This window comes from Chryseobacterium vaccae (assembly GCF_009602705.1).
Taxonomy (GTDB): domain Bacteria; phylum Bacteroidota; class Bacteroidia; order Flavobacteriales; family Weeksellaceae; genus Chryseobacterium; species Chryseobacterium vaccae.
Genome location: NZ_VSWH01000001.1, coordinates 5,046,355 through 5,059,705, shown reverse-complemented (window position 1 = coordinate 5,059,705; position 13,351 = coordinate 5,046,355). Strand labels below are relative to the sequence as shown.

At 36.4% G+C, this 13,351-nt stretch carries 14 protein-coding genes; 3 read left to right on the top strand and 11 right to left on the bottom strand.

Going from position 1 to position 13,351, the window contains the following annotated elements:
* The first annotated feature begins 3 nt into the window (after positions 1-3).
* Positions 4-939, top strand: a complete 936-nt coding sequence (locus tag FW768_RS23155) for a YeiH family protein (RefSeq protein ID WP_153399651.1) — start codon at positions 4-6, stop codon at positions 937-939.
* A gap of 250 nt (positions 940-1,189) precedes the next feature.
* Here the strand turns inward: FW768_RS23155 and FW768_RS23150 are convergent, their stop codons facing one another.
* The 9 genes from FW768_RS23150 to FW768_RS23110 all read right to left on the bottom strand — a co-directional run bounded on the left by FW768_RS23150 (position 1,190) and on the right by FW768_RS23110 (position 8,512).
* The gene (locus FW768_RS23150; protein ID WP_153399650.1) at positions 1,190-1,369 is read right to left on the bottom strand and encodes a hypothetical protein; all 180 of its coding nucleotides are present in this window, start codon (positions 1,367-1,369) and stop codon (positions 1,190-1,192) included.
* A gap of 410 nt (positions 1,370-1,779) precedes the next feature.
* On the bottom strand, positions 1,780-1,950 hold the full coding sequence (locus FW768_RS23145; protein WP_153399649.1) for a bacteriocin: 171 nt from the start codon (positions 1,948-1,950) through the stop codon (positions 1,780-1,782).
* Positions 1,951-2,579: 629 nt separating this feature from the next.
* Entirely contained in the window at positions 2,580-3,821 is a 1,242-nt protein-coding gene (locus tag FW768_RS23140; protein ID WP_153399648.1) for an MFS transporter, read from the bottom strand.
* 72 nt (positions 3,822-3,893) lie between these two features.
* Positions 3,894-5,462, bottom strand: coding sequence for a ribonuclease Y (gene rny / locus FW768_RS23135; RefSeq protein ID WP_153399646.1), 1,569 nt, complete (start codon positions 5,460-5,462; stop codon positions 3,894-3,896).
* 229 nt (positions 5,463-5,691) lie between these two features.
* Positions 5,692-5,979, bottom strand: coding sequence for a cell division protein ZapA (locus FW768_RS23130; RefSeq protein ID WP_153399644.1), 288 nt, complete (start codon positions 5,977-5,979; stop codon positions 5,692-5,694).
* Entirely contained in the window at positions 5,979-6,281 is a 303-nt protein-coding gene (locus FW768_RS23125) for a hypothetical protein (RefSeq protein WP_062697042.1), read from the bottom strand. The genes FW768_RS23130 and FW768_RS23125 overlap by 1 nt, the downstream gene beginning before the upstream one ends.
* 140 nt (positions 6,282-6,421) lie before the next feature.
* Complete coding sequence (porT, locus tag FW768_RS23120; RefSeq protein WP_153399643.1) at positions 6,422-7,204, bottom strand: type IX secretion/gliding motility protein PorT/SprT; 783 nt, start codon at positions 7,202-7,204, stop codon at positions 6,422-6,424.
* 3 nt (positions 7,205-7,207) lie between these two features.
* Positions 7,208-7,939, bottom strand: coding sequence for a bifunctional demethylmenaquinone methyltransferase/2-methoxy-6-polyprenyl-1,4-benzoquinol methylase UbiE (gene ubiE / locus FW768_RS23115; RefSeq protein WP_062697040.1), 732 nt, complete (start codon positions 7,937-7,939; stop codon positions 7,208-7,210).
* A 3-nt stretch (positions 7,940-7,942) separates the two neighbouring features.
* Positions 7,943-8,512: a hypothetical protein gene (locus FW768_RS23110; RefSeq protein ID WP_153399641.1), complete on the bottom strand. Its 570-nt coding sequence runs from the start codon at positions 8,510-8,512 to the stop codon at positions 7,943-7,945.
* A gap of 101 nt (positions 8,513-8,613) precedes the next feature.
* On the opposite strand from FW768_RS23110, the gene FW768_RS23105 reads away from it, so the two are divergent.
* Entirely contained in the window at positions 8,614-9,681 is a 1,068-nt protein-coding gene (locus FW768_RS23105; protein ID WP_153399640.1) for a 3-oxoacyl-ACP synthase III family protein, read from the top strand.
* 67 nt (positions 9,682-9,748) lie between these two features.
* Positions 9,749-10,954: a metallophosphoesterase gene (locus FW768_RS23100; RefSeq protein ID WP_153400043.1), complete on the top strand. Its 1,206-nt coding sequence runs from the start codon at positions 9,749-9,751 to the stop codon at positions 10,952-10,954.
* A gap of 333 nt (positions 10,955-11,287) precedes the next feature.
* Here FW768_RS23100 and FW768_RS23095 read toward each other — a convergent pair whose 3' ends face one another.
* Positions 11,288-12,040 (bottom strand): polysaccharide deacetylase family protein, encoded by a 753-nt coding sequence (locus FW768_RS23095; protein WP_153399637.1) that lies wholly within the window; start codon positions 12,038-12,040, stop codon positions 11,288-11,290.
* An 84-nt stretch (positions 12,041-12,124) separates the two neighbouring features.
* Positions 12,125-13,090 (bottom strand): NAD-dependent epimerase/dehydratase family protein, encoded by a 966-nt coding sequence (locus tag FW768_RS23090; protein WP_153399635.1) that lies wholly within the window; start codon positions 13,088-13,090, stop codon positions 12,125-12,127.
* Positions 13,091-13,351: the final 261 nt, after the last annotated feature.

The following is a 13,351-nucleotide window of genomic DNA, read 5'->3' as shown; positions in this document are numbered from 1 at the left end:
TATATGAAAGATTTCATCCAAAACAACGCGTTACGTAAAATAATTTTTATCATTTTTGCTGTTTTTTGTCTCACACCATGGGTTTCTTCACCGATCGCTTTAGCATCCGGGTTTGTTTTAGTTGTTCTTATTGGAAATCCATTTGAGAAGCATCTTCATCAATATATTCATTTGCTTCTTCAGGTTTCCATTGTCGGCTTGGGTTTCGGACTTAAACTTGATGAAGCTTTACAAGCCGGGAAATCTGGTTTTCTTTTAACTGTAATGAGTATTATAACCGTTATGGTACTGGGATATTTTCTGGGACGGGTATTTAAGCTGGAGAAGAAACTTTCTTATCTGATTTCCGCCGGAACAGCAATCTGCGGAGGAAGTGCCATTGCAGCCGTCTCTCCTATCATAAGACCAGATAGCAAAGAAATATCGTTGGGGCTTGCCATCATTTTTACTTTAAATTCTATCGCTTTATTTATCTATCCCGCTATCGGGCATATGCTTGATCTTTCACAGGAGCAGTTTGGATTGTGGTGTGCAGTAGGAATTCATGATACCAGCTCTGTAGTGGGTGCTGCCGGAAAATACGGATTTGAAGCCTTAAAAACTGCTACAACGGTAAAGCTGGCCCGTGCGCTATGGATTATTCCGGTCTCTGTGATTACCATGTTTATTTTCAAAAACAATGAGTCTAAAATTAAAATTCCATGGTTTATCGGATGGTTTGTTCTTGCTATTCTTCTGAATACTTATTTTCCTGTCTTTGAACGTTTCAGCAGCAGTATAACTTCACTCGCCAAATCCGGACTGAATCTGACTTTATTTTTTATTGGTTCTACTCTTTCGATACAGACTTTAAAAACGATTGGAATTAAACCATTGGCAATGGCTGTTATCTTATGGATCGTAATCAGCATAGGAAGTTTGCTTTATATTATTTTTTAGTGGAATGCATGGGAAAGTATCTCTATTCCGGATAAATAATCAACTTATAATTAATTCAAATTGCACCTATTTTTTGGAACGCAAACATTTATAATACTGCTTATTTCAGTAGGCAAAGGTAGGAATTAACTCAGTTGATTCGATGAAGCGGACTTATTATTGTAAGCTTAAAGCACAAAAACCTTCCGGAAATCCGAAAGGCTTTTGCATATTAAATGTGGAAATGTTTATTTCTTAACTGAAATCATTCTTACATTGCTGCCTCGCCACAGTTATATCCTTGTGTACAGGCGATATACTGCACGCAGTACCATGGTCCGGTTACAGAACCTGAGCAACTGCATCCGCAAAGAGATAAATCAGGTTTTCCGCTTATTCCTCCTGCAATGTTTTTAAGATCTGTTTTTGTTAGTTTTTTAGCATTTTTCATAATGGTTGTGATTTAGTTTTGAGATTTAATAATATAGTTTAGTTACCTTCCAAAGTTAAACAAATATTAATTATTCGCAACATAATTTATTATAAAATTTAATAAAAGCTTGATATCATTAGTATTATTGATATAATAAAGAGTTTCTAATCCGGTATATTTATTAAACAATTTTATTACCTGATGCTTTCAACAGCCTTGATATCTGAAAATAGCAGTGTATTATAATGGTTCAAGAAAATGATAATGGACTTCTTTTTTAAAGCTCTTAAAAGTGTTTATATTTATTTTTATTTTAAAATGAAAGTTAAAAAAGTTATCGTTTTGCCCTGTAAAGAAAAGCCCGGACAGCTTTAAAAATAAAACCTTCCAATTTCTTGAAAGGTTTTACTGTATGAAATGTTTTTATATCAGCAAGTCATTACCTGAAGACATCTTTTATACTTTATGCAGTAGGTTGGCCCTGTTACCGCTCCTGTGCAGCTGCAGCCACATTTTGAAAGATCGGGAGTCGCTACTCCGCCAACTCCTCCTACAATGTTTTTAAGATCTGTTTTTGTTAGTTTTTTAGCGTTTTTCATAATGATTGTGATTTAGGTTGGAGATTAATAATATAATTCAGTTGTCTTTCAAAGTTAAACAAATATTAATCACATGCAACATAATTCAGTGTAAATCTCAATAATATACTGATTTTAAACTTATACAGCTTTAAATTCCGATTTTCACAACAAACCGTGACGCGCACAAAAGATTAAAATAAAATAGCCTCCCGGAAATTCCGAAAGGCTATTTGCAAATAAAATTTGATAATACTATTCCATCTGGATAGCTTTCAATCGCTACATGAGAATAATGATTAGAAGTCTAGTGGGCAACTCACATAGTCAGCACAATATTCCGGACCACCTACAACTCCTCCACAAACGCAATAACACTTAGATAAATCTGGAGTTCCACTTGCTCCTCCTTTAATGTTTTTCAAATCTGCTGCTTTTAGTTTCTTCGCATTTTTCATAATAATTTTGCTTTAAGATTAATATTTGTTTTTTATTACATTTCAAAACTAAATAATCATAAACACAAAACAATAAAATTCGCATTGATTAAACCAATAATAAGCATTCACAATAACCATATGTTTAATTTACTACACAAATTATAAAAAATTATAACAAATTTTAAAAATATAGCTTTTAAACTGAATAAATTATTCTATAAATTCTAGATTTTTATTATGTGTCTCAGAAATTGTCAATGAAGAATAAAATGCAAGTCCAAAAACAACAACTCCTACTATAGCCGCACTTATTATTACCGTAAAATTATTCTTTAAAAGATCAAAGGCCAGAATCATTACCGGCACCAAGCCTCTTACCATATTAGGCACGGTTGTGGTTGCTGTATTTCTGATATTGGTTCCGAACTGTTCTGCCGCCAGAGTAACGAACATCGCCCAATACCCGGTTCCTAATCCCAGCCATACGCAGAAGATATAATATTTGGTTTCTGTCTCAGTATTTCCAAACAGCATGATCCCTACTCCAACCACCGTGAAAAGCAGCATATAAAATATGGCCATTTTACGTGATTTCAAGGCATGAGAGATAAAGCCGCTCATCAGATCGCCAACAGAAATCCCAACATAAGCCCACATAATTGCTTTTCCGGGGCTAATATCTTTTATTCCGAACTCAGGAGCAAACTGATTGGCTAAAACAGCAAGAATACCTATACAGTACCAGGTAGGCAACCCTATTGCTATGCATTTCAGGTACCTGATCAGACGGTCTTTATGGGTAAAAAAAGAAAGAAAATTTCCTTTCGAGACATTTTTATGTTCAATATTCTTATAAATTCCTGATTCTGAAACACTGATCCTTAACAGCAGCAGCAAAATTCCCATGATACCACCGATAATGTAGGAAATATTCCACCCTCCGGCCAGTTCTACAGTCAATTGAGCCACTACTGCCCCCATGAGACCAAAACCAGCCACAACTGAGGTACCAATTGCTCTGAGATTCTTCGGCAGGCTTTCAGAAACAAGGGTAATTCCCGCTCCCAGCTCTCCAGCCAGTCCGATACCCGCAATAAACCTTAACCCGGCATATTGATACACCAAATGCTCTTTAGGAAAGTAAGGTAGAAATCCACAGGCTATATTCGCCAGGGAATAGACCAAAATAGAACCAAAAAGCACAGAAAGCCTTCCTTTTTTATCTCCAAAAATTCCCCAGAAAACCCCTCCGATAAGAAGCCCTACCATTTGACAGTTCAGGATAAAAGTTCCATCGGTATCCGGATTAAGACCCAGTGCTTTTAAACTGGGAATTCTCACAATCCCGAATAGCAGCAGGTCATAAATATCTACGAAATATCCCAAAGCAGAAATAATGACGGGAATAGAAAAAATGTATTTCAGTTTTGAAGACAAAGACAGTTCTTGCATTTTTAAGTTTTGATAAAAATAAAAAACCTTTCAATTTCTTGAAAGGTTTTTATAAAATATCTTGATCTGTTATTATCTTGCAATATTCACAGCTCTTGTTTCTCTGATTACGGTTACTTTCACCTGTCCAGGGTAAGTAAGTTCGTTCTGGATCTTTTCTGAGATATCGTAAGATAACTGAGAAGCTACTTCATCGTTCACTTTTCCGCTTTCTACCATTACTCTCAGTTCTCTACCTGCCTGGATTGCATAAGCGCTGGATACACCGTCAAAGCTTAATGCTGCAGACTCAAGGTCTTTCAGTCTCTGGATATAAGATTCCAATACCTGTCTTCTTGCTCCCGGTCTTGCTCCTGAAATCGCATCAGCTACCTGGATGATTGGTGATAACAGAGATTTCATTTCAATTTCATCGTGGTGAGCTCCGATTGCGTTGACAACCTCTGGATTTTCTCCGTATTTCTCAGCCCACTGCATTCCTAATAAAGCATGCGGTAATTCAGATTCCTGCTCAGGAACTTTACCAATATCATGTAAAAGACCTGCTCTTTTGGCTAATTTTACGTTTAGTCCTAGTTCCGCAGCCATAGTTGCAGCAATATTCGCTACTTCTCTTGAGTGCTGAAGTAAGTTTTGTCCGTAAGAAGAACGGTATTTCATTCTACCTACAATCTTGATCAATTCAGGATGTAATCCATGGATTCCCAAATCAATAATGGTTCTTTTTCCTACTTCAATAATTTCTTCCTCGATTTGTTTTCTTGTTTTTTCCACCACTTCTTCAATTCTTGCCGGGTGGATTCTTCCATCCGTTACCAGTCTGTGAAGGGATAATCTTGCAATCTCTCTTCTTACCGGATCGAAACATGAAAGAAGGATGGCTTCAGGGGTATCATCAACAATAATTTCTACACCTGTTACTGCTTCTAAAGCTCGGATATTTCTACCTTCTCTACCGATAATTCTACCTTTTACTTCATCAGATTCAATGTTGAAAACAGATACTGAATTTTCGATAGCCTGCTCGGTTCCGATTCTCTGAATCGTCTGGATAACAATTTTTCTGGCTTCGTTCTTGGCGTTCATCTGAGCTTCCTCCATGATTCCCTGAACGTGTGCCTGAGCTCTTGTTTTAGCCTCAGCTTTCATGGTTTCTACCAATTCTGCTTTAGCTTCTTCTGCGGTGTAATTGGATATTTTTTCAAGGATTTCCACTTTTTTAGCGGTTGCTATATCCAGTTCCTGCTGTTTTCTGTCTAAGATTTCATTTTTCTTAGCATAATCTGCGATCTGCTTGTCAAGGTCTTTTTCAAGTTTTCCTGTCTTGCTTAATTCGTCATTCAGCTTGTGCTCTTTGTCTTTAGTCCTTTTTTCTACTTCCTGCATTTTCTTTTCGCGGGACTGGATGTCTGCATCATGCTGTGATTTCAGTTCCAAGAATTTTTCTTTGGCCTGAAGATTCTTTTCTTTCTTTATGGATTCAGCTTGAACGTTTGCTTTTTCTATAAGGTTTTCGGCATTTTTCTTTGCATCATCTATAATAAATTTTGCCTTAGTATTCAGTGAGCTTCTAGAGAAAAACATCCCTAGTACTGCCCCGATAACTAAGCAAATAACGCCGGCTATAATGGCTGCTGTCATAATATATATTGAGTTTTAATTGTCTTCATATCTAAATAAAAAAAGCCCACAATAATCCAGAGATTGAGAGTAAACTCCTAATCAACACGATTTGAACTGATTTCTGCTGTCTGTAATCCGGACGAACCGGCACGCCATTCAGCGGACATTTGTTCGGTAATTGTTTAGCGTTGAGTTTACCTTTAATGTGTTAGAATTATTGTAGGCAGTCTTTTCCAGGAAAAAAAATCTATTTCCCGATTTCATCCAACGACTGATTAATCTTTATTAATCTTTCATTGGTAGAATTTATATTTTTATCGTAGTTAAGAGATACCACTTCGGCATTGGTTCCTAATTTAAGGGCGCACATAGCCAGAGCATCCTGTTTATCTCTTACATCGAAATTCTGTTCAAAATCTTTAATCATATTTTCAATCTGCTTCCCTACCTTACGCAAGGTTTCTTCCTCTGCGGCCGGTACGTTCAGCGGATACACTCTTCCTGCAATGTTTACGGTTATTCTTCTTACCTCCATTATAATCCACTGTTTTGAAGCTGTGCAATACAGAAATCTATTTCCTTCACCAGTCTGTTGATATGATTTTTCATCAGCCTGTTATGTTCCGGATTTCCTGATATTGCTGAATAAAGTTTTATATTTTTTTGTTCTTCTGCTAATACCTGATTTTTCCTCCTCTCCTCGTCGTATCTCTTTTTCAGTTCTTCATGCTCAGTATTTAATTCTGATAATTTTTCAGCAAGATTTTTATAATTCTTTTGTAAATTCAAAATCTTTTTTTCTAATTCTGAAAAATTGTTTTCTAAATCTTGAAGCATTTCAGGTTTTGTATATTCTAACTAATAGCAAAAATAACAAAATATTAACAGTAACAAAAATAAATGTCCCAATATTTTGATCTGTTCACAAAAAAGGAGATGCAGAAGCATCTCCTTATATATTTTTTATAAAGTATTTTTTACTCAAACTTCAACACGAACATTATTGCTCTTGTCTGAAGAGTAGACATTGCAGTAGCCCAGTATGGAGGTGTATTGGCATTATCTGCCACTTTCTCGTTATTCATAAAGAATGTTCCTCTCACGGCAGGAGTCAGTTTAAATTTATTAAAATAGAACTGAATTCCCATTTCAGCAGACCATGCAAAGTTATGCGTGGTTGATCTGAATACCTGCTGCATATTGTCATCTTCCGAAGTAGAGTTAGACTGAAGGTTTACAATATAGTTAACCCCCGCAGCGATATAAGGTCTTGAGTTATACCATCTCTGACCGTGAAGCTCCAATAGTACAGGAACGTCTACCAAAGTAGATTTAATCTCTCTTGTTTTGTCTTTATCCGTTAAAGGAAAAGGCATAAACGCAGGGTTTGTTAAAGTTCCAGCTGCATACTGGTCATTAGACTGCGTTTCAAAGATCAACTGCCTCTGAGCAAATTGTAAGCCTGGTTCTAATCTTAAATCCAAATAATCGTTCAGTCTCCATTTGGCGATAAGACCCGCACCGAAACTGTAACTTTCTTTAGATGTAACAAGATTCTGATTTCCATTCATACCATATCTTGGGTGAAGAACGATACGGTAGTCCAGTCTGTTGCCATTCAAGTAAAAACCCCAACTGAATTTCTGTTCGTCAAAGTCTTCCAACTTATCCATTCTGTTTCGGGTTCTGAATTGCGCATCTGCGAAAACAGCGATATTTACTGAGGCTAAAACCAGTGCTCTTAATAAAAATTTATTCATAGGTTACTTTGTTGCTTTATAAATTGTGGCTATACCTAAACTTAGTTTTTTATATTCTACTTTCTTAAATCCTGTATCTAAAAGAATTTGTTTCATCTTCTCCCCGAAAGGAAAAGCATTTACAGAATCCGGAAGGTATGTATATGCCCTATTATCTTTGGAAACCAATCTGCCAATGGCAGGTAATATATTTTTGAAATAAAACATATAAAATGGTCCTAAGAACCCCTCAACCTTTGAAAACTCCAGTATATAAACACTCTTGTTATCTTTAACTACTCTTCTTAATTCTGCCAAACCTTTGGTAAGGTTTTCAAAATTCCTCACTCCAAATGCAACGGAAACAGCATCGAATCTATTGTCCTCGAAAGGTAAATTTTCCGCATCTCCTTTTTGCATGGAAATTTTGCCGTCTAATTTAAGTTTTTTTATTTTAATAACGCCAACATTTAGCATTTGTTGTGATAAATCCAAACCAATTACTTTTGCACCGGTTCCTTTTTCGATGGTGATCGCCAGATCTCCCGTTCCTGTAGCCACATCCAGCACTTCCTGGGGACTGTCATTTTTCATCATTTTCACCAATGTATTTCTCCACAAAACATCAATTTTCATAGATAAAACATGATTCAGAAGGTCATACTTCGGTGCAATATTGTCGAACATATCCTCTACCTGGCTCTTCTTTGTAGCCTCGGAATTATAGGGAGTAACTTTGGTAATATCTTTTGTCAAAACTTAAAACTTGTAATATTCTTTATAATAATTAAGGTAATCCTGTTTTCTGAAGATTTTCGATCTGGATTCCACTTTCTGGATATTTTTGATCAGTTTATCATAATCTTCGTCCACATTGTAATAAAAATCATCCGTAAACAGCCTGTTAAAATGCTTAGCTCCTCCGAAATACTCTTTACCATCAATGGTTGTCTTGCCCAACTGCATAAGCAGTGAATCCTTTTTAAGGTTATATCCGTAATACTGATCATTGACGTAATAATCCTGGTGCGCAATATTAAGCAGACCACGAATTTTATTCACTTCAAATGCGGAATCATAGAGCATTTTTTTATTCTGGTCAAAAACTTTGATAGAGTTTTTTCCTTTATTCAGATCAACATGCACAGACTGCCCGGCAGAGATAATACCTTCGGAACCGTTATTGATTTTAAAATAATACGTATTGGGGGTAGGATTATCTACGACATAATAATTCTTCTTAGCTAAAAAAAGGAAGTAGATCCCAAAGGCAACGATAAACGCCACAGCTGCAATAAGTAAGCCTTTTAAGGACGGATTGTTTTTCATAGATTGTAAAGTACAATTTTTGCAAATTTAATAATATTTTTAATTCTCCGTTATTAATATTAATTATTAACTTTGCATCTTTAAAAAAATCATATAAACGAATGCCGAATACGATCATTATTGGTTCCGGATCCTATATTCCTAACAGAGTTATTGGTAGAGACTATTTCATGGATTCTGAGTTCTATACGGAAGACGGGGTGAAGATTGAAAAGCCTGCGGAAGAAACTATTGCCAAGTTTGTAGAAATCACAGAAATAGAAAACAGAAGATTTATTGAGGACGATCTTTCCAACTCACAAATCGGTTATGAAGCTGCTAAACTCGCTATTGAAAACGCAAAAATAGATGGTGAAGAACTCGATTATATCATTTATGCAAGTAATTTTGGGGAAGTAACTCAAAACGGCTATGCAGATTTTATGCCGACAATGGCAGCAAGAGTGAAGAACAAGCTAGGCATCAAAAACAGAAAATGCGTTACCTATGATATGCTTTTCGGATGCCCGGGATGGGTGGAAGCAATGATTTTGGCAGATAATTTAATCAAAGCTAAAACAGCAAAAACTATCCTTGTCATTGGAGGTGAAACATTAAGCAGAGTAACTGATCCGTACGACAGAAACAGAATGATCTTTGCAGACGGTGCAGGTGCTGTAGTAGTAAAAGCTACTGATGACGAAAATGTAGGAATCATTTCTCACAACACAATCTGTGATAATGGTATTGAACTGAATTACCTGGCCAACGGACCATCTATCAACAAAGACGCTGATCAGAACCGCATTTTCGTAAGAATGCAGGGAAGAAAAATTTATGAATATGCTCTTAAAAATGTTCCTGTAGCCATCAAAGAAACCATTGATGAAGCCGGACTTTCTATTGAAGACATCGATAAAATCCTGATCCACCAGGCTAATGCCAAAATGGATTACGCCATGATTGAAAGGCTTCACAAGCTTTATGACATCAAAGATTACGACCATTCAATCTCTCCTATGACAATCCAAGACCTTGGAAATACGTCAGTTGCAACAATTCCCACCATGTATGATTTAATAATTAAAGGAAAAATGGAGGGTCAATCGTTTAAAGATAATGGTAACATTGTGATGACTTCGGTAGGCGCCGGAATGAACATCAATGCTATCGTTTACAGATTTCCTTAATACTAATTTTAATTAAAAAATATAAAAGCACAAAAGGAAGTCTTCTTTTGTGCTTTTTTTAGATCTGATCATGAAAAATTTTTTAATTGTTGCCGGTATCTTCTTTATTTTGGAAGTTTATATTTATCAGGCAATAAGAACCTTAACCGATAATTTCTGGGTACGGCTCGGATATTGGGTCGTGTCTTTAGCTGTTTACGGATTTTTCGCCTACGAAATTTCTCATTTCCAAAAGGCAGACAGAACTTCCCTGAGAGCCCAGATCGCCATCTCTCTATTCCTGATCTTTATTCTTCCGAAAATTTTCATTGTCCTGTTTTTGCTGATTGATGATATTTTCAGAACCGGAAGCTATTTAGTAGGCCTAACACAGCCTAAAGAAAACTTTTTCCCTGAGAGAAGAAAATTCCTGAGCCTGGTAGGACTAGGTCTCGGAGGTGTACTTTCAGCACTTTTTATTGATGGAATTACTTTCGGGAAATACAGACATAAGGTAAGAAAAATCAAAGTGAAAATCCCGGGATTGGGCAAAAGTTTCAAAGGATACAAAGTCATTCAGATCTCTGACGTTCACAGCGGAAGCTTTCCAGATCCAAGCAAACTGCAACATGCTGTAGACCTGATCAATGAACAGAAACCTGATCTTGTTCTTTTTACCGGAGATATGGTCAATAATGTAGCCGATGAGTTCAAACCTTTCATTCCGTTATTTTCAAAAATCAAAGCCAAAGACGGAAAGTTGGCCGTATTAGGAAATCATGATTATGGTGATTATGTAACCTGGACCTCTCTGGATGCTAAAAAGAAAAATCTCGATACTCTTATCGATTATGAAAAACAGGCTGGATTTGATATGCTGAGAAACGAAAACAGAATCATTGAAAGAAATGGTGAAAAACTATACATCCTCGGGGTTGAAAACTGGGGATTAAAACCTTTCCCTCAATTCGGAAAAATTGACGAGGCCTTAAAAGGAGTTCCGGAATCCGCTCCGAAGATCCTTATGAGCCATGATCCTACCCATTTTGATTACGTCGTGAAAAAACACCCCGGAAACATTTATTTAACTCTTTCCGGACACACCCACGGAATGCAGTTCGGACTTGATCTGAAAAATGTAAAATGGTCTCCGGTACAATACCGTTACCCCAAATGGGCAGATTTATATGAAAGTGAAGGAAAAATGCTTTACGTTAACAGAGGATTCGGAGTCCTTGGCTATCCGGGAAGAGTAGGTGTTTTGCCGGAAATTACACTTTTTGAGCTGAGCTAGCAGGATACTGATGTAAGGTTTTTTAAAAAAAGAGGGGGGCTAAACAGAGTAATTAGATAGCTTTTTATCTCTTGCTCTCCTACTTACTTCAGGACCCCTTATTAATTTCAAAAAACAGATATAAAAAGCCTTAAATTCAATTATGTACAGCTTCTGAGCTCTGAAAGCAAACATGAATTAAAAACCACCAAGTGATAAAAAAAATCATTTAAAATAATTTATAATAATCATTTTTTACATCAAAATACAACAAGCAGTAAAGCTGTGCCTTGGAATTAGCCGAAATAATCTCCAGCTCTTTCTGAGCTATCTTTATAATTACTGATTGTATTACTAAAATATATAATCTTTCATCCGGGAAGTAGCCAGCTCTTTCTCGTTGATCCAGGTAAGGAGGGCATCTAGTTTGTCCTCCATTTTTTTGCCCGAAAACAAGCTCCTGTAAAACGGGATATCAAACCGATATTTATTAAAATCGGTAAACTGCCAGGAATTAAGATAGATCAGAACAAAATCATCCTTCTTCAGGGTTTCAAATACCATGTTCTGATAATACTTCATTGGCAGGATTTGAAACACAAAATCATTATACGGCAGCTGGCTGTAAGGAGAGATACTTTCCGGAACGACGCTCAGTCCGTCTTCTTCCGTGATCTCGGTATCCCTTTCCAGTCTTTTGAACGGAAAAAGAATATCCGCATTGTCGATATTGGAAATATAATTAAATTCCAGAGATTTCAGATTCTCCTGAGATTCTTTATGATCTTTCTGCCGGATTCCCCGGATCTGTTTTTCCAGAAGTTCCTGAATACTTTTTTTCACCTCTTCAATTTCCTGAAGATTGGAGCCCTTGTTATAAAAAGCAATTTCATGCCCTTGGGATGAAATTGCTTTGATTAGATTTTTAAGTTTTTCTGCAATAGAAATCTCTATAAAAAAACTTGCTTTTACGTCATGAATATCTAAAATTCTTAACAGTGCTTTGGTATTGTCTTCTGTAATTTTCAATCTTTCTTCATCGGAGATCTGAGCCTCTTTTTTCACAGAAGCTTCAATATTCAGGATGTTAAAAGTTAACAATATCATATTAATTAAATTTTAGATAGATTTTATAATTAATTAAAAATCAGATGTTAAATAAGTTTTTAATTAAACTTTAACTTTAAGCAATTAATTCTTAGCTAATTTTACTTTAAGATTTTTAATCATGTCCTTCGTCATCTCAGAAATTCCGAAATCGTAGGTTAATCCCCAGTCTTTTTTAGCCACAGAATCATCGATGGAAGCCGGCCATGAATCTGCAATTGCCTGTCTGAAATCCGGGTTGTAATCGATCGTAAATTCCGGTATTTCTTTTTGGATTTCCTCCGCCAGTTCTTTCGGAGTAAATGACATTCCTCCCAGGTTGTATGATGAACGAACGGTTAAACTTTCTTTCGGGGCTTCCATTAATTTCAGGGTTGCATTGATGGCATCATCCATATACAACATTGGCATTCCTGTATTCTCAGAAATGAAACTTGTATAATTTCCATCTTCTATGGCTTTGTAAAAAATCTCCACAGCATAATCCGTGGTTCCTCCCCCAGCAGGAGTTTTCCATGAAATCAATCCCGGATACCTGATACTTCTTACATCTACTCCATGCTTATCGAAATAGTATTCGCACCACTTCTCTCCTGCCATTTTAGAGATTCCGTACACGGTAGTCGGATTAAGAACAACATCCTGCCCTACATCATGCTTTGGAATTCCTTTTCCGAACACAGCGATTGAACTTGGCCAGAAGATCTTTTTAATAAGTCCTTCTTTCGCCATTTCACAAAAGTGAAGAAGAGGTTCCAGATTTAGTTTCCATGCAAAAATAGGCTGCTTTTCAGAGGTCCCGGATAAAAGCGAAGCCAGGTGATACACTGTTGTGATATCATAATCTTTAATAACCTGTCTTACTAACTGGGTATTGGTAACATCCATTCTCTCGTAATGAGCCGCAGAAGTAATTCCTTCCTGCCATCTGTCCAGTCCTGAAGCAACCACATTGTCTGCTCCGTGAATTTCAACAAGTCTGTTGGTAAGTTCGGTGCCTATTTGTCCCAAGGCTCCCGTGATCAGTATTCTTTCCGTATAGGATTCCATTTTTCAGATTTTTTTAGAATTGTACAAAAGTAAAAAAATCATGCTTATCATAATAAAAAAGGTGACTTTAAAAACGGGCTCTATAACAGCTATTGAAAAAAATCATCATAAGAATTCAGATTTCCGGGAAACCACTCATAATTAACTTTCAGTAAAAAATCATCAATAAGATCAGGTTTCACATCTCTTTTGTTTACCACACCTGTCAATCCGGAATACCTCATAGGTTTAAAAGGCCGCTCTTTACATTGAAAAAATATC